The sequence below is a fragment of the Pseudomonas sp. NPDC078700 genome (assembly GCF_044542375.1).
Taxonomy (GTDB): Bacteria; Pseudomonadota; Gammaproteobacteria; order Pseudomonadales; family Pseudomonadaceae; genus Aquipseudomonas.
Window position 1 is genome coordinate 87,450 of sequence record NZ_JBITUI010000004.1, and the last position, 17,178, is coordinate 104,627.

A 17,178-nucleotide genomic window follows, 5' to 3' on the forward strand; every position below is an offset into this window, starting at 1 on the left:
AAACAGCAGTTGTTCAAACAAAGGCCACTATCAGTGGGCCCAGCAAGGTCAAAAACACATTAGCCAGCGCATAGGTGATTGCGAACGGCACAGTCGGCACGGTGTTTTCGGCTTTATCCAGAACTTCACCAAAGGCCGGGTTAGCACTGCGCGAACCACTGAGTGCGCCGGCAAAAATGGCGACGTTGTCGTAGCGCAGAATGTAGCGGCCAAACAGCATGGTCAGGATCAATGGCAGCACCGTCACCACGATGCCAATACCAAAGATCAACAACCCTTGATCCATTACGGTGTGCACCGCTTGCAGCCCAGAGGAAATCCCGACCACGACCACAAATCCCGCCAAACCCAAGTCTTTGAGAATCTGCACCGCACCGCTGGGCATCTCGCCGAATGTCTGCCGGCGCGAACGGAACCAGCCGAACAACAAACCGGACAGCAAGGCACCGCCGCCACTGCCTAAGGTTAGTGGAATGGAGCCAATACGCGCGGTAAGCAAGCCAATCAACAGACCCACCACCAAACCTGCGCCCATGTAGACGAAGTCGGTTTTAGCGCTCGGAACGATGGCATGCCCGACTTGCTCGACCACCCGATTAACATCCTGTTCGGCACCAAATACGCTGACCACATCACCCAACATCAGACTGGTGTCTGGCTCCATCGGCAGAAGTTTGCCCTGACGTGAAATTTGCGAGACGTACACACCGTGACGCACGTCCTGGGAAACCTCGGCGCGGATCTCGCCAAACTTACGCTTGTCATACTCAGGATTAGTGATGACAACGTCGCGGCGCTGCATCACCAGCTCCATGCCTTCGACGTTATGCAGCTCTGTGCCTAACCTTGAAATGATGCTCACCACGGCAGGACGACGCCCAACCACCAGCACAATATCGTCCGGCTGCAGCAGCATTTCAGGGCTCGGCTGGAGGATTTGCTTGTCGCGTTTGACACGCTCGATGGTGATCGGAATCTCAGTGCTCTGCTCTAGGGCTTCAATGCTGGTTGCGGTGTTGGCAGGCAATTGGAAAATTCGCCCGACCAGATCAGGCGCAGCCGACTCCTGGCCCGGCCCATAGACCTGCACCCCGGTTTGCGCGCTCGTCTCGGCCTTCAGTGCATCGTCTTTGATTGAGCGACCCATAAATCTTGGCAGCAAGTTAACGCACACCAGAATGGCGCCAAATGAGCCAAATACATAAGTCACCGCATAACCAATGGCGACGTTGCCCTGCAAGCGCTGGACCTCGTCGGCAGCAAGCCCCAGGCGTGCGATGGCATCACCGGCGGTTCCGATAATCGCTGACTGAGTCAGTGCGCCCGCAGCAACACCAGCGGCCAGGCCCTTATCCAAACCAAACCACTTAGCCAACACCACCACGGTGAGCAGGCCACTGATGGCGAGCACTGCTGCGAGGATAATTTCCTTGATGGACTGCATACCCAGAGAACGGAAAAAGTCCGGCCCGCTTTCATAGCCCACGGCGTAGATGAACAGGGCGAACATGACCGCCTTGACCCCGTCATCAATTTGAACGCCGACTTGGCTGACCACTACCGCCACCAATAGAGAGCCGGCAACGCCGCCAAGCTGGAACTTGCCGAACTTGATCTTGCCGATGTAGTAGCCCACCGCAATCGACAAAAACAACGCAATTTCCGGCGACCTGTTGAATAACTCGTGTAACCAACTCATGAGTTCACCTCGGATCAGTGGATAAAGTTTCTGACAGCTAACCGGACTGCATAGAACTGGTTAGACCGACAATTAGGGGCCCCATCAGAGGCAACACGACATTGGAAATGGCATAGGTAATGGTGTAGCCGAGCAACGGTGTGGAGTTGCCACAAGCGTTTTGTATGGCGCTGAGTGCCGGGGTGCTGCACTGTTGCCCGGCAATCGCGCCGAGCAGTACTGGAGCGCTGAGTTTGAGCACAAAATAGCCCGCGAGCAGTGACACAGTGGCAGGGACTACAGCAATGGCTACACCCAGCATAGGCAAGGTAAAGCCATACTGCTTAATAAGTTCGATCGCCTGGGGTCCGGAAGCTAAGCCCACTCCGGCGATAAAACCTGCTAGCCCCAAATCCTTGAGCAAGCCCAGTGCATCGCTATTGACCGTATGCAAGTCTGCCCGGCGGGCGTGATACCACCCCAACACCAGCCCGGTCACCAGTACACCGCCGCCGGTTCCGGCCGAGAAATCAACGCCACCAATGTTCAGCGAAAAGCTTCCCAACCAAGTGCCCAAAGCAATACCGATTCCGACAATGCCAATGTTGCTGGTCAGCTTATCGGGCAATTGTTTGCCGATGCGATTGAGCAGCGAGTCCGCGGCGCGGCGACCGTGGGCTTTGGCATCGTAAATCTGCAGCACGTCTTGACGCTGCAGCCGGGTCGCAGGCAATGCTGGAACAATGACATCACCGCGTCGAATGGCCGAAACATGGACACCTGTAGGGAGGTCCAGAGCTTGCAATGGCTGGTTTACCAAACCGTCGGCAAGCACCACCACGTCATAAGTCTCCAGGGCGAGCGTCAGTGACCGGGCATCGGCCAGTTCAGGACCAAGTGAAGACGCCACTTCAATCAGAGACCCGCGGTACCCCACGAGTAGAACGTGATCGCCACGGCGCAACTTAAGTGAAGGTGACATCGCCACCATATGCCCCTTACGCTGCACGCGGACAATGCTGCTTTGCTGACCCAAACGCTGTTGAATGTCGGCAACGCTATGGCCTGTCCCTGCATCCACGCGGTAAGCACGCCCGATCACGTTTGGCGCTGCGTCCACCCCATCGGTGTCGACACTGCCGCCCATTTCCACCCAGAGCTTTTCAGCCTCTTCACGCAAGTTGATGCGCAATAACAATGGGAATATCTGACTGGTGATTATGACAATGGTGATCAAGCCGCAGATGTAGGTAATGGAGTATGCGGTGACCACATTGCCCTGCAGGCGGACGATTTCAGCATCAGGCAGGGGAAGACGCGAAATGGCATCCGTGGCGGTCCCTACCACCGCCGATTCAGTCGCGGCACCCGCCATCATGCCTGCTGCTGTACCGGGGTCTAAGTTCATTATGCTGGTAGCTGCCAAGACCATGCCCAGGACCACCACGACTTCAATCAGGCAGAACATACCCAACTGGATGCCTTTGGCATTGAGGCTGGAGAAAAACTGCGGACCGCCGCTGTAGCCGAGGGCAAAGATAAACAACATAAAGAAAACATTCTTGATGCCAGCATCCACCGCAATGCCCAACTGGCCGATGACCAGCGCGGCGATTAAGGTGCCGCAGACACCGCCCAACTGGATCGGCCCCAAGCGGATTTGCCCGATGGCATAGCCGATGCTCAGTGCCAGAAAGATGGCCAGGCCCGGGACGTTCTGCAACGCCTGCACAAAAAAAGTGATCAGATCACCGACCATTAAATATCCCTTTTAACAGGTCTCTTTTAAGGGGTATGTGTGGGTTAGAGCGAGCGCTTTTAGAGACCCCGACGCAAAAGCCTGTTATCAGGGATAGCAGATCAAAAGTTAGGGAACCGAGAACCCGACAGACGGTCACCGGATAATCCTAAGCAATACCGGATGGCATTTTCCTTGTGCCCCTGAAATGATCGGCAGATCCAACAAAGGTATTGCACTAGAGCCTCTCGCTGACGCGTAAGGCTTCTATACTTGAAGCCTCCAACCCCATTAACAAAACAGGTGCAGCCATGCGTGGAAGTTGTTTATGCGGTGCGATTGAATACCAGATCGAGCAGCTAGATATGCCCATCGGGCATTGTCATTGCGACACTTGCCGTAAGGCTCACTCAGCTGCATTCGCCACCACGGCGGGTGTGATGCGCGAGCATTTTCGCTGGTTAAAGGGTGAGGACAAACTCAACGCCTATGAATCCTCACCGGGCAAGTTCAGGCACTTTTGTTCTGTTTGTGGTTCTCAACTGATAGCCCAGCGCCCCGCTCAAGGGCATGTCATTGTGCGGGTGGCGACGCTGAATGAAGATCCGGGCAGCCGCCCGGCACATCATATCTGGTGCTCCCATGACAAACCTTGGCTGGCACTTGGTGACAGCCAGGTACCGCGCTATCCAGAGTGGCAGCCGGGTCGCAAATAAGCACCACAACCCAAGGAGTAAAACCATGCAACTGCAAGGCAAAGTCGCCTTTATAACTGGGGCTGCGAGCGGCATTGGCAAACAAATCGCAGCAGTCTTTGCGGCCGAAGGTGCCAGCGTCGTCATTGCCGACCTCAATTTCAAAGCGGCTCAGCAAACCGCTGAAGAGCTCTCGGTCAGCCGCGGCAAAACCTTGGCAGTAGAAGTTGATGTGACCAATGAGGATCAAGTCAATGCAGGGGTTGAATTGGCAGTTAAGACATTTGGTGGCATTGATATTCTGGTCAGCAATGCCGGGATTCAAATCATTCAGCCGGTACAGGACTTAAGCTATGCCGACTGGAAAAAGATGCTGGCGATTCACCTCGACGGTGCTTTTCTGACCACCAAGGCCTGTCTCAAACATATGTACGCCCAAGGGCGTGGCGGCAGCATTATCTATATGGGCTCGGTTCACTCAAAAGAGGCCTCCAAACTCAAAGCGCCTTATGTAACAGCCAAACACGGTTTACTTGGGCTGGCCAAAACCGTGGCCAAAGAAGGTGGGCCTGCGGGCATACACGCCAATGTGATTTGCCCGGGTTTCGTCCGCACGCCACTGGTTGATAAACAAATTCCCGAGCAGGCCAAGGAGTTAGGCATCAGCGAGGATGAGGTCATCAGCAAAGTGATGCTCAAAGACACCGTCGACGGTGAGTTCACCAGCACCGAAGATGTCGCCCGCGTTGCCCTGCTCTTTGCTGCATTTCCGAGCAACGCCCTTACCGGTCAGTCGCTGACGGTCAGCCACGGCTGGAGCATGGAATAAGGCGTCGCACATTAGGGGCGGTACTAAAACTCAATCGCCACATCGCCTTGGGGCACACTGCAGCAGGACAAAATATAGCCCTCTGCAACATCTTCATCGGTGATACCACCGTTGTGTTCCATGCTCACTTCGCCTGCAGTTTTCAACACTTTACAAGTGCCGCAAATGCCCATACCGCAGGCTTTTGGAATGTGCAGCCCTAACTGTGCAGCCGCAGAATGCACTGTTTCACCCGGCGCAACTCGAATACTTTTGCCGGTCAGCACAAATTCAACCTGACGCAAATCCGTTGCAGGCACTTCAGCTGCATCTGCAGCCTCAGCGGCCAGCTCTTTGACATCGGCACGAACCTCAGGCGGTGTTGGGCCAAAGGCCTCTTCGTGATAACGCTCCATGTCGTAATTGTTGGCTTGCAGCAACCGCTTGACCGCGGCCATATAAGGCGTTGGCCCGCAGCAGAATATTTCCCGGTCGAGATAATCCGGAGCAATCAGCTCCAGCATCGGCTGATTCAGGTAGCCGCGATAACCTGCCCAAGCTTCGCCCAGCCCGTGTTTTTCACAAATCACATGCAGGCTGAAGTTATTGATCCGCGCGGCCATGTGCTCAAGCTCGCGGTGATAAATGATGTCCTTTGGCGAGCGGGCGCTGTGTACAAAAACCATGTCGACATTGGCATTGGTGTCGTAATACCAACGCGCCATCGACATCACCGGAGTGATACCCACGCCACCGCTGAGGAACAGCACCTTATCCGCGGGAAAATCAATCACATTGAAGTTACCCACCGGGCCGTGCACCGCCAGATCCTGCCCTTCTTGCAGGTTGTCGTGCAGCCAGTTAGATACCTTGCCGCCCGGCACGCGTTTGATTGTGATGGAGAAGCTATAGGGCACCGATGGCGCACTGGAGATGGTGTAGGAGCGCATGATCGGCACGCCCTCGATCTCAAGCTCCAAGGTGACAAATTGCCCCGGCTTGAAGAAGTACAACACCGGCTGATCCGCCATAAAACAGAAGGTACGTACATCCCAGGTTTCCTGAATCACCTTAACGCAGCGTACTAAGTGCCGCCCGTTACTCCAGGTCTGGGTGGTAACCGGGTTTAGAAAATCACTTGTGGTCATGCACGTGTCTCCGCGCGCGGCCGGATATCGGCCTAGATGGGCGGATTGTGCTTAACGTGCTTTGTCACCATTTACCTGTCAGCGACATTCACATACTTATCGCGACCTGCCCGATGACACGGGCAATTGCGCGTCGGAAACTGATTCGGCCGTGTCGCCCATGGATATGGATCACAAAGCACTCCCAGCCACACTCGCCCTTAGCCGAAACACAATGTCCCGCACTTAAGGTCTGTGCTCAAACCCGCTTGCAGTGACTCAGCCAAACCGCCTTTCGGCTGGCGAAACAGACCTGTAGGTTCGCCTTGCGATTGCAGATACAACCACTTTTACGGCGGCACACTCCGCCATTGAGGAGTTAATGATGGACGTCACTTCGACCCTGAGCCTGGGCGATCCACTTGAACCGGCACGCAAGGCCACAGCCGAGATGCTGCACAGCCGCGAACGCACCTTTTCATTACCGCAGCCGTTTTATAACGACGAGCGTCTGTTTCAGATTGATATGCAGGAAATCTTTCATAAAGAATGGTTGATTGCCGGCATGACCTGCGAAATCCCAACCAAAGGCAATTACCTGACCCTGCAACTGGGTGACAACCCGATCATTGTGATTCGCGGCGCCGAAGGCGTGATTCATGCCTTTCATAACGTCTGTCGCCACCGTGGCTCTCGCCTGTGCACCAGCGAGAAAGGCAAGGTTGCCAAGCTGGTGTGCCACTACCATCAGTGGACCTACGAACTCGACGGTCGCTTGATCTTTGCCGGCACCGAAATGGGCGCTGACTTCGACATGAAGCAGTACGGCCTCAAGCCGGTGAACTGTAAAACTGCTGGCGGCTACATTTTTATCTCGCTGGCAGAAAATCCACCAGCGGTGGATGACTTCCTGCAAACATTGGCCCATTACATGGAGCCTTATGACATGGAAAATACCAAGGTGGCGGTGCAAACCACCCTGGTTGAAAAAGCCAACTGGAAGCTGGTGCTGGAGAATAACCGTGAGTGTTATCACTGCGGCGGCGCTCACCCGGAACTGCTAAAAAGCCTGCTGGAGTGGGATGATGTGACCGACCCACGGGCCGATCAGGCATTTAAGGACCACGTCGCTGAGTCTGCGGCCAAGTGGGAGGCTGAGAAAATCCCCTTTGCCCACGCCAGCTTTGGCCTGCGTAACCGTATCGTGCGCATGCCGCTGCTAAAGGGTACTGAGTCGATGACCATGGACGGCAAGCGCGGCTGCCAAAAACTCATGGGACGGATTCAAAACCCGGAACTGGGCTCAATGCGCATCCTGCACCTGCCCCACTCTTGGAACCACTGCATGGGCGATCACTTGATTGTTTTCACGGTGTGGCCAATCAGCGCTCAAGAAACCATTGTCACCACCAAATGGCTGGTGCACAAAGATGCAGTTGAAGGGGTGGATTACGATCCGGCTCGCCTGACCCAAGTCTGGGATGCAACCAACAATCAGGACCGCCGCCTAGCCGAGGAAAACCAGCGCGGCATCAATTCCAGCGCTTACCAACCCGGTCCGTACTCGCATACCTACGAGTTCGCCGTGGTTAACTTTATCGACTGGTACAGCGAGCGCCTGCTCAATAACCTTGGAGCCCAACCGATACCCCAGCTGCGCCAAGTCGTGACGGAGTAAAGCGCCGATGTCACTAAGTTTGCTGGCACTCATTGCCCTGATGATTTATGCCCTAACGGCAATGCGTACTGGCCAACGCAGCGATGCAGGCTAACGTGAAGATCAGCGCTGGCGAATGATCAACTGCTCATTCGCCGCCTTGATTTCAGCGGCATTAAACCCCCAGTCGCCGTAGGCATACCAATCATCGCCAAGCATTTCGGCGGGATGCATGGTGCGGTCTGCGCCATTACCACAGGCCAATGAATGGGCTGGGCAGTACAGATCACAGCCCCAGCAAATGCGTTCTGGGTGCTTAGGATGCATTGGGAATTTTTTAACGGCCTTGTTCATCGTTGGCCTCCGCTGGGCGGATAACGCCTTTAATCCGCCATAAATGGCTGCGTACACTCAGGCGATTGCATTAACTCCGGCGGACAAACGTCCTGTTGTTCGCCCTACCAATAACATTACGCCCTACTGCTTAGGCGCTTACTGACGCAGATCAACGCTTAGGCAGCAATACCACGAGCGATATACACCGACGGCTGCGATCGATTGAATAGCAACAGGCCTTTAACCTGAGCGGCATGGTCCATGGTGGACAAGCTTCGCGTTGTCGCACCCGACAAAGAGCGAATGAGCGGTAGGGTGGTCGACGCTTTTTTCGGCCACCATTTACAGTCACAATTATCTGCGAATTATCCACGTCGCGGTGGGCAAGCTTCGTTCAACGCTTAGGCAAGCCAATCACCCGGCCGATATACACCGGTGCTGGCAAGTTTTGATGGGCTGCGGCCAAGGTATCCAACCGCGCCTGCACAGCATCGGCAAAGACCGCTGAGCGCCCAGTGTTTACATCGATATTCATCAACATTTGTTCGCTTTCGGCCAGCGCAGCTTCAGCCCCTGACAAATGCAGACTGTGGTGAATATGAATCCGCTTTTGATCATGGGCAAGCACTTGCGTGCGCACTTCGACCTGGGCACCCAAACGCACTTCGTTGAGGTAGTTGAGGTGGCACTCAAGGGTGTACAAGGTATGCCCCGTGCTCGCCCTGCCCGCTTCATCAAGGCCGATATGGTCCATCAACGAGTCAGTGGCATAACTGAATATCAGCAGATAAAACGCATCGCGCAGGTGCTGGTTGTAATCAACCCACTCAGGCAACACCTCGGTTTTGTAGCTGGTTAGCCGCGTCATGACAGCCCTCTGTAATGGTTACACCGAGCGTGGTAGAAAGTGAACCACGCTCGGTAGTTCCCGTTTTCATCAATCGGTAAAAGCAAACCCATGCTTGGCTTTGGTTTGCTTGATCGCTTCTTGAACAGCAATCAGGCAGTCATCGCGGTAACGCTCAAGCTCGGCAATACTGCGCTCACCCTGTTGCGCGCTAGTGCCTTCAACCACGCTGTCGATCAAACCTTCGGTCAGTTCCGGGGCTTCGAGGTAGGTCCAAGGCAGTTTTAAGGCCGGGCCGAATTGATTCATAAAGTGGCGCATCCCCGCATCGCCACCGGCCAAGGTGTAAGTGAGGAACGTGCCCATAAACGACCAACGCAAGCCAGCGCCGAAACGAATCGCATCGTCAATCTCACCCGTGGTGGCAACGCCATCATTGATCAGGTGCAGCGCTTCACGCCACAAGGCTTCAAGCAGGCGGTCTGCAATAAAGCCAGGCACTTCTTTGCGCACATGCAAGGCACGCATGCCAATCGCGGTATAGACCTGCATTGCCGCTTCGACAGCCTCAGGTGCCGTCTTCTCGCCGCCAACCACTTCGACTAATGGCAACAGGTAAACCGGATTAAATGGATGCCCCACCACGCAGCGCTCTGGATGCTGCGAGTCAGCGTAGAACTCGCTGGGCAAAAGCCCCGAGGTGCTGGAACCGATCAACACATCAGGGCGCGCCGCCGCACTGATTTTGGCGTGCAGGTCGAGCTTCAGTGCCAGCACTTCGGGAGCGCTTTCCTGAATAAAGTCTGCATCACGCACACAGTCTTCGATGCTCTGGGCAAAGCGCAAACGCGTCTGCGCTGCACCCTCAGCCAGGCCTTGCTGCTCAAGTGCTGGCCAGGCGTTAGCAACACGCTTACGCAGCGTTGCCTCAGCCCCCGGAGCAGGGTCCCAGGCGACTACATCCAGACCATGGGCCAATGCGCGGGCAACCCAGCCACTGCCAATGACACCGGTGCAAATGGCGGCGAAGGTTTTTACATCAGTCGTAAATTTCATAGCGGCTCCATTGATTCAAAGCGAATACGAGGCATGGATTAAGGGGTTCTGAGCTTCATCTTTGCCCGGCCCTCAGCCGGCGTCAGTGCGCGACCGCCAAGGCGTTGGATGATTTCGATAACGCGCTCGACCAGTTGGCCATTGGTGGCGTGAACGCCGCGGTCCAGCCAGATATTGTCTTCAAGGCCGACCCGTACATGGCCACCGAGTAACATGGCCTGCGCGGCCATTGGCATTTGCGTGCGGCCAATACCAAAGCCTGCCCAGGTCGCACCCGCTGGAAGGTTATCGACCATGGCTTTCATACTTACGGTGTCTGCCGGAGCGCCCCATGGAATGCCCAGGCACAGCTGGAACAACGGGTCTTCAAGCAAGCCTTCTTTAAGCATTTGCTTGGCGAACCAGAGGTGACCGGTATCAAAAATCTCCAGCTCAGCTTTAACGCCCAGTTCAGTGATTCGTTTCGCCCCAGCACGCAGCTGCGCCGGTGTGGAAACATAGATGTAGTCACCATCACCAAAATTAAGGGTGCCGCAGTCCAGGGTGCAGATTTCCGGGCGCAGCGCTTCAATGTGCTTGAGACGCTCCATTGGGCCGACCAAATCAGTACCTGCACCGAACGCCAGCGGCTGCTCGCCGGGGCCGATCTCCAGGTCACCGCCCATGCCTGCGGTGAGGTTGATGATCACATCGGTGTCGCTCTCACGAATGCGCTCAACCACTTCACGATAGAGCTCAACATCGCGGCTTGGCTTGCCGGTTTCGGGGTCGCGGACATGACAATGGGCAACCGTCGCCCCGGCCTTAGCGGCTTCAATTGCGGCGTCGGCAATCTGCTTAGGCGTCACAGGGATTGCCGGGTGCCGACCGACTGTATCGCCGGCACCGGTGACCGCGCAGGTGACAATGACTTCATAATTCATGGCTGTGACTCCTTATTTCAGGCAACAGACCCCCGTGCGCAATCACGTCGCGCATCAGGGGTTTATCAAGGTTGGATTACTTCAGTGAGGCAATAACGCTGTCAGCAGGCTTACCATCGAAGGTGGTGACGCCTTTGAGCCAGCCATTAACGATTTGCGGATTGGCTTTGATCCACTTGCGGGCAACGTCTTTTGGATCTTTGCGATCCATGATCGGGGCCATCAACTGGCTTTCCTGCTCGCTGGTAAAGCGCATATTGCTCAGCAGTTGGTTCACATTCGGGCAGCGCTCGGCGTAATCCGGTGAGGTAACGGTCGAAACCGTGGCCGCACCATCATTAGGGCCGAACACATCTTCAGTGCCGGTGAGGTAGGTGATTGGGTGCTGCAGATTCATCGGGTGCGGCTTCCAGCCGAAGAACACAATGGGCTTGTTGCTGCGTGCTGCGCGGTTCACGGCCGCGAGCATGCCCGCTTCGCTGGATTCAATCAGCTTAAACCCACCCAAACCAAATTGGTTGGTATCAATCATCTTCTGGATCGCGGTGTTAGCGCCTGAGCCCGCATCGATACCGTAGATTTTGCCGTCAAGCTGGTCTTTGAACTTGGCGATGTCAGCCATGGTTTTCAGGCCTTTATCAGCACTGGAGGTCAGTACCGCAGGCGCTGCTACAGCATCGCTCAGTGATGGGGTGTCCATCACCTTGACCGCCTTTTTCTCAAGGAAGGGCTGGATGTTGTCATCCATGATCGGTTTCCAGTAACCGAGGAACACATCAATCTGATCTTTCTGGATGCCGGCGAAAATAATTTGCTGCGATGCCTGAGTCTGCTTTGTTTCATAACCCAGGCCTTCAAGCAAAGTGGAGGCCACAGCGCTGGTTGCAACTACATCCGTCCAACCGACTGCACCGACACGCACGTTTTTACAGCTTGCTTGATCCGCAGCCAACAACGACGAGCTGCACAGGGCGAGTACACAGCCACCGGCGATTAAATTAAGACGTTTCATGGTTTTTGCTCCCTCACTTTACGGTTTATATCCAGGATCTGTACGTGCAGCAAAACCGCCTGCAACGAGCCCCGGATTTTGTTCTGTAGAGGCCTGACGGCCCCTCCGTGTTCGGGCTTGATAACGCCCGATGTAGCCACAATACCCAAGAGCGCGCTGGATAAAGCGCACTTTAACGACTATTTATGGAACTATAGCGACTGCACCACGGCTGCAACGCTGCTGCCCGAGCGCTCCCTAAATCCGCCACATAGAGGTGAATCAAGGCAATGCCCACAACCTTTTGGTTTCTGCTGCTGCCAGGCTTTTCGATGATGGGCTTGATGTCCGCCACTGAGCCCCTGCGCGTCGCCAACCGATTCAAAGGCGAACTCTATGATTGGCGTCTGATCAGCTTAGATGGCGGGCCGGTGGAAGCCAGTAATGGCATGTCACTCAATGTTGGAAGCGCACTCGAACACAATGAATTGCCGCACACGGTGTTTGTGATCAGTGGCTTTGAACCTCTGGGTAGTTACAGCCAGTCATTGTCGGCCTGGCTGCACCGGTTGGATCGTGAGGGCGTGGTACTGGGCGCTATCGACACCGGTAGTTTTATTCTGGCCGAAGCCAAGATGCTGGATAGACAACGCATCACCCTGCATTGGGAAGCCATTAATGCCTTCCAGGAGCGTTACCCCAACCTGAAGGTCACTCAGGAACTGTTCGAGATCGACGGCAAACGCATCACCACTGCTGGCGGCACCTCAACCATCGACATGATGCTCACCTTGATCGCCCGTGATCACGGTGAACCCATGGCGGTAAAAGTATCTGAGCAGTTTGTACTGGGCCGTATCCGTTCGCGCCAAGACCATCAACGCATGCAGGTCACCAGCCGTTACGGGGTGCATAACAAAAAGCTCAGCCAGGTGATCGCCGAAATAGAGCGGCGCAGCGAAAACCCGCTGTCACCACAACAGTTGGCCGACTTGGTGCAGATTACCCCGCGCCAACTGGAACGCTTGTTTCGTCAGCATTTGAATGACACACCCGCCAACTTCTACCTCAACCTGCGTTTGGATAAAGCCCGGCAATTGCTCCGCCAAAGCGACATGAGCGTGCTGGAAGTCGCCCTAGCCTGCGGTTTTGAATCCTCATCGTATTTTTCCCGACGCTACCGCAAACGTTTCCAAACCAGCCCCAGTCAAGATCGCCACGAGCACAGTTAACGCGACACCTGCGCGACCGTGCATAGCGTGAACAACACGAGCCAATGCACAGGTATCCACGCCGACAAAAGGTGGGTTAACAAGCATCACCCACCCTGCCTATGTGCGCGACAGCTTATCAATTTGCGACCTGCTGTTGACGCTTTCGGCAATCCCTCAGTCGTTTTTACACCGGGCTACTTCACCCCTCGGGGATATGCTCACCTCAAAGCGTCATCAACAGATGTGACGCAAGAACCTGAGGGGACAGCCTGATGAGCCCAGCCGAATTGCACGCCGACAGCATCGTTATTGACGGGCTGATCATCGCTAAATGGAACCGTGAACTCTTTGAAGACATGCGCAAAGGTGGCCTGACGGCAGCCAACTGCACCGTGTCGGTCTGGGAAGGTTTCCAAGCCACGGTGAATAACATCGGTGCCAGCCAGAAACTCATTCGTGAAAACAGCGACCTGGTGATTCCGGTGCGTACCACGGCGGATATCCGCGCAGCTAAAGAGCAGGGCAAAACCGGCATCATCTTTGGCTTCCAAAATGCCCACGCCTTTGAAGATCAAATTGCCTACGTTGAGGTGTTCAAACAACTCGGCGTTGGCATTGTGCAGATGTGCTACAACACGCAAAACCTGGTTGGCACCGGCTGCTACGAACGCGACGGCGGGCTTTCCGGTTTCGGTCGGGAGATCGTGGCCGAGATGAACCGGGTCGGCATCATGTGCGACTTGTCTCACGTAGGGTCTAAAACCAGTGAAGAAGTGATTCTCGAATCGAAAAAGCCGGTGTGCTATTCGCATTGCCTGCCATCCGGGCTCAAAGATCACCCGCGCAACAAATCCGATGAAGAGCTTAAGTTTATTGCCGACCACGGCGGTTTTGTCGGCGTAACCATGTTTGCGCCTTTCCTCGCCAAAGGCATCGACTCGACCATCGACGATTACGCCGAAGCCATCGAGTACGTGATGAATATCGTCGGTGAAGATGCAATTGGTATCGGCACCGACTTCACCCAAGGTCACGGCCAGGACTTCTTTGAGTGGCTGACCCATGACAAAGGCTATGCACGACGTCTGACCAGCTTCGGCAAGATCGTTAACCCGCTGGGCATCCGTACCGTGGGTGAATTCCCCAACCTCACCGAAACCCTGCTCAAGCGTGGCATGTCCGAGCGCGTGGTGCGCAAGGTCATGGGCGATAACTGGGTACGTGTGCTGGCCGACGTTTGGGGCGAGTAATCGCCGCAGTTCGGTAATGAGTGCCTGAGCGCCACAACTCTATTTATAAGCAAAGCCGACGCCTTGCAGCCCCATGAATTCTGGAGTTAGACCATGTCCACACACGCGCCTGAAATGCCAATCCAAGTCGACGATGAGACCGGGGTTTGGACCACCGATGCCCTGCCAATGCTCTATGTCCCACGCCATTTTTTCGTCAATAACCACAAGGGCATTGAAGAGGTTCTGGGCGCAGAGGCTTATGCCGAGATCCTTTACAAAGCGGGCTACAAGTCGGCTTGGCACTGGTGTGAGAAGGAAGCTGAATGCCACGGCATGCAAGGTGTTGCTGTCTTTGAGCACTACATGAAGCGCTTGTCTCAGCGCGGTTGGGGTTTGTTCAAGATTGAACATATCAACCTTGAAAAAGGCACCGCTGAAGTGCGCCTGGAACACTCAGCCTTTGTCTACGTATACGGCAAATGCGGGCGCAAGGTCGATTACATGTTTACCGGTTGGTTTGCCGGTGCCATGGACCAAATCCTCGAAGCCAGCGGTAGCAATTTGCGCACCGTCGCCGAGCAAGAGTTCGGCGCGTCCGAAGAAGGCCACGAGCATGGCCTCTTTGTTGTTAAACCTATTTGACCCAGCCGTTGTAAAGCGCCGCCAGCTGAGGAGTAAGAAATGGCTTTCGAGGCAATGTTCCAGCCGATTCAGATCGGCAAACTGACTGTCCGCAACCGTGTAATCAGCACGGCGCACGCCGAGGTGTATGCCACTGACGGCGGTATGACCACCGAACGTTACGTCCAGTATTACGAAGAAAAGGCCAAGGGCGGCATCGGCCTGGCAATTTGCGGTGGTTCATCAGTCGTTGCCATCGACAGCCCGCAGCAATGGTGGAGTTCGGTCAACCTGGCGACCGATCGCATCATTCCGCACTTCCAGAACCTGGCCGACGCCATGCACAAGCACGGCGCCAAAATCATGATCCAGATTACCCACATGGGCCGTCGCTCGCGTTGGGACGGTTTCCACTGGCCAACATTGATGTCGCCATCGGGCATCCGCGAACCGGTGCATCGCGCCACCTGTAAAACCATCGAGCCGGAAGAAATCTGGCGGGTCATCGGCAACTACGCACAAGCTGCCCGCCGCGCTAAAGCAGGTGGCCTGGACGGTGTTGAGTTGTCGGCCGTGCACCAGCACATGATTGATCAGTTCTGGTCACCACGGGTGAACAAGCGTGAAGACGAATGGGGCGGCAGCTTTGAAAAACGCATGCGTTTTGGCTTGGAAGTGCTCAAAGCAGTGCGCGCAGAAGTTGGCGATGACTTCTGTGTAGGCATGCGCATCTGTGGTGACGAATTCCACCCGGATGGCCTCACCCACGAAGACATGAAGCAAATTGCCAAGTATTACGACGACACTGGCATGCTCGATTTTATCGGTGTAGTGGGCTCTGGTTGCGACACCCACAACACGCTGGCCAACGTAATCCCGAACATGAGCTACCCGCCTGAGCCATTCCTGCATTTGGCGGCGGGCATCAAGGAAGTGGTCAAGGTGCCGGTGCTGCATGCGCAGAACATCAAGGACCCGAACCAAGCCACGCGGATTCTGGAAGGCGGTTATGTCGATATGGTCGGCATGACCCGCGCGCACATCGCTGACCCGCACCTGATCGCCAAGATAAAGATGGGCCAGATTGATCAGATCAAACAGTGCGTGGGAGCCAACTACTGCATCGACCGCCAGTACCAGGGCCTGGATGTATTGTGCATTCAGAATGCAGCCACCTCCCGTGAATACATGGGCGTGCCGCATATCATCGAGAAAACCACCGGCGTTAAGCGCAAAGTGGTGATTGTCGGTGGCGGCCCAGCGGGTATGGAAGCGGCGCGGGTAGCTGCAGAGCGCGGCCATGACGTGACGCTTTTCGAGAAAAAAGACCAGCTCGGCGGGCAAATCACCACCGCATCGAAAGCGCCACAGCGCGACCAGATTGCCGGTATCACCCGCTGGTTCCAGCTCGAACTGGCACGCTTGAATGTGGATTTGCGTCTCGGCACTGGCGCCGACGAAGCGACCATTCTCGACTTGCGCCCAGACATTGTGGTGCTGGCCAACGGCGGCCATCCATTTGTTGAACAAAACCCGCAATGGGGCGCAGAAGAAGGCTTGATCGTCAGTAGCTGGGACATTCTCGATGGCACAGTAGCACCGGGTAAAAATGTGCTGGTCTACGACACCATTTGCGAATTCACCGGCATGTCGGTGGCTGACTTTCTCGCCGATAAAGGCTCGCAGGTTGAGATCGTCACCGACGACATCAAGCCTGGCGTGGCGATTGGCGGCACATCGTTCCCGACTTACTACCGCAGCATGTATCCAAAGGAAGTGATCATGACCGGTGACCTGATGCTGGAAAAGGTTTATCGCGAAGGCGACAAACTGGTTGCGGTACTGGAGAACGAATACACCGGTGCCCATGAAGAGCGGGTCATCGACCAAGTGGTGGTAGAGAACGGTGTGCGCCCGGATGAGCGCCTGTACTACGCGCTGAAAGAAGCCTCGCGCAACAAAGGCCAGATGGATGTTGAAGCGCTGTTTGCGATTCAGCCACAGCCTTGCCTGAGCGAGAGTGGCGATGGCTACTTGCTGTTCCGCATCGGCGACTGCGTAGCCCAGCGAAATACCCACGCCGCCATCTACGACGCCCTTAGATTGTGTAAGGACTTCTGATCGGCCCCTGAGCGCGCTGTGCGGCGTTGTTCCCCTTGCCAATAGAACCACTATTGGCTGCGGTGAACGCCTTGCTCAGCACACTCAGTGACTCGATCGGGTGACTCGTAGATTGGTAAGGGCAAGGGCAAGAG

General features: G+C 55.4%; 15 protein-coding genes. 7 read left to right on the top strand and 8 right to left on the bottom strand.

All coding sequences use genetic code 11. The features are described 5' to 3' along the window. Window positions 1–13: 13 nt before the first annotated feature. Window positions 14–1,699 carry an aspartate-alanine antiporter gene (gene aspT, locus ACIGCM_RS14585; protein WP_397502807.1) on the bottom strand — a complete coding sequence of 562 codons (1,686 nt, stop codon included), beginning with the start codon at window positions 1,697–1,699 and terminating at the stop codon, window positions 14–16. 37 nt (window positions 1,700–1,736) lie between these two features. Then, window positions 1,737–3,437, bottom strand: coding sequence for an aspartate-alanine antiporter (aspT, locus tag ACIGCM_RS14590; protein WP_397502808.1), 1,701 nt, complete (start codon window positions 3,435–3,437; stop codon window positions 1,737–1,739). 290 nt (window positions 3,438–3,727) lie between these two features. Between aspT (ACIGCM_RS14590) and ACIGCM_RS14595 the strand changes: the two genes are divergently transcribed. Further along, window positions 3,728–4,132 (top strand): GFA family protein, encoded by a 405-nt coding sequence (locus ACIGCM_RS14595; RefSeq protein ID WP_397502809.1) that lies wholly within the window; start codon window positions 3,728–3,730, stop codon window positions 4,130–4,132. A gap of 25 nt (window positions 4,133–4,157) precedes the next feature. Further along, entirely contained in the window at window positions 4,158–4,940 is a 783-nt protein-coding gene (locus ACIGCM_RS14600; RefSeq protein WP_397502810.1) for a 3-hydroxybutyrate dehydrogenase, read from the top strand. A gap of 23 nt (window positions 4,941–4,963) precedes the next feature. Here ACIGCM_RS14600 and gbcB read toward each other — a convergent pair whose 3' ends face one another. Continuing rightward, window positions 4,964–6,067, bottom strand: a complete 1,104-nt coding sequence (gbcB, locus tag ACIGCM_RS14605) for a glycine-betaine demethylase subunit GbcB (protein ID WP_397502811.1) — start codon at window positions 6,065–6,067, stop codon at window positions 4,964–4,966. Between the two features lie 364 nt (window positions 6,068–6,431). On the opposite strand from gbcB, the gene gbcA reads away from it, so the two are divergent. After that, window positions 6,432–7,724, top strand: a complete 1,293-nt coding sequence (gene gbcA, locus ACIGCM_RS14610; protein ID WP_397502812.1) for a glycine-betaine demethylase subunit GbcA — start codon at window positions 6,432–6,434, stop codon at window positions 7,722–7,724. A gap of 102 nt (window positions 7,725–7,826) precedes the next feature. On the opposite strand, the gene ACIGCM_RS14615 is transcribed toward gbcA, so the two are convergent. The 5 genes from ACIGCM_RS14615 to choX form a co-directional block, all read right to left on the bottom strand. Further along, on the bottom strand, window positions 7,827–8,057 hold the full coding sequence (locus tag ACIGCM_RS14615) for a DUF3079 domain-containing protein (RefSeq protein ID WP_397502813.1): 231 nt from the start codon (window positions 8,055–8,057) through the stop codon (window positions 7,827–7,829). Window positions 8,058–8,433: 376 nt separating this feature from the next. After that, window positions 8,434–8,907, bottom strand: coding sequence for a thioesterase family protein (locus ACIGCM_RS14620; RefSeq protein WP_397502814.1), 474 nt, complete (start codon window positions 8,905–8,907; stop codon window positions 8,434–8,436). Window positions 8,908–8,976: 69 nt separating this feature from the next. Beyond that, window positions 8,977–9,942, bottom strand: a complete 966-nt coding sequence (locus tag ACIGCM_RS14625) for an L-carnitine dehydrogenase (protein WP_397502815.1) — start codon at window positions 9,940–9,942, stop codon at window positions 8,977–8,979. A gap of 38 nt (window positions 9,943–9,980) precedes the next feature. Next, on the bottom strand, window positions 9,981–10,865 hold the full coding sequence (locus ACIGCM_RS14630; RefSeq protein ID WP_397502816.1) for a 3-keto-5-aminohexanoate cleavage protein: 885 nt from the start codon (window positions 10,863–10,865) through the stop codon (window positions 9,981–9,983). A gap of 76 nt (window positions 10,866–10,941) precedes the next feature. Then, window positions 10,942–11,877, bottom strand: coding sequence for a choline ABC transporter substrate-binding protein (choX, locus tag ACIGCM_RS14635; protein ID WP_397502817.1), 936 nt, complete (start codon window positions 11,875–11,877; stop codon window positions 10,942–10,944). A 269-nt stretch (window positions 11,878–12,146) separates the two neighbouring features. Between choX and ACIGCM_RS14640 the strand changes: the two genes are divergently transcribed. The 4 genes from ACIGCM_RS14640 (at window position 12,147) to dgcA (ending at window position 17,044) form a co-directional block, all read left to right on the top strand. Next, a complete protein-coding gene (locus ACIGCM_RS14640; RefSeq protein WP_397502818.1) occupies window positions 12,147–13,088 on the top strand; it encodes a GlxA family transcriptional regulator in 942 nt (313 codons plus the stop codon). Window positions 13,089–13,342: 254 nt separating this feature from the next. After that, window positions 13,343–14,320, top strand: a complete 978-nt coding sequence (locus tag ACIGCM_RS14645) for a dipeptidase (protein ID WP_397502819.1) — start codon at window positions 13,343–13,345, stop codon at window positions 14,318–14,320. A 93-nt stretch (window positions 14,321–14,413) separates the two neighbouring features. After that, on the top strand, window positions 14,414–14,944 hold the full coding sequence (locus ACIGCM_RS14650; protein WP_397502820.1) for a DUF5943 domain-containing protein: 531 nt from the start codon (window positions 14,414–14,416) through the stop codon (window positions 14,942–14,944). Window positions 14,945–14,983: 39 nt separating this feature from the next. Beyond that, window positions 14,984–17,044 carry a dimethylglycine demethylation protein DgcA gene (gene dgcA / locus ACIGCM_RS14655; RefSeq protein WP_397502821.1) on the top strand — a complete coding sequence of 687 codons (2,061 nt, stop codon included), beginning with the start codon at window positions 14,984–14,986 and terminating at the stop codon, window positions 17,042–17,044. Window positions 17,045–17,178: the final 134 nt, after the last annotated feature.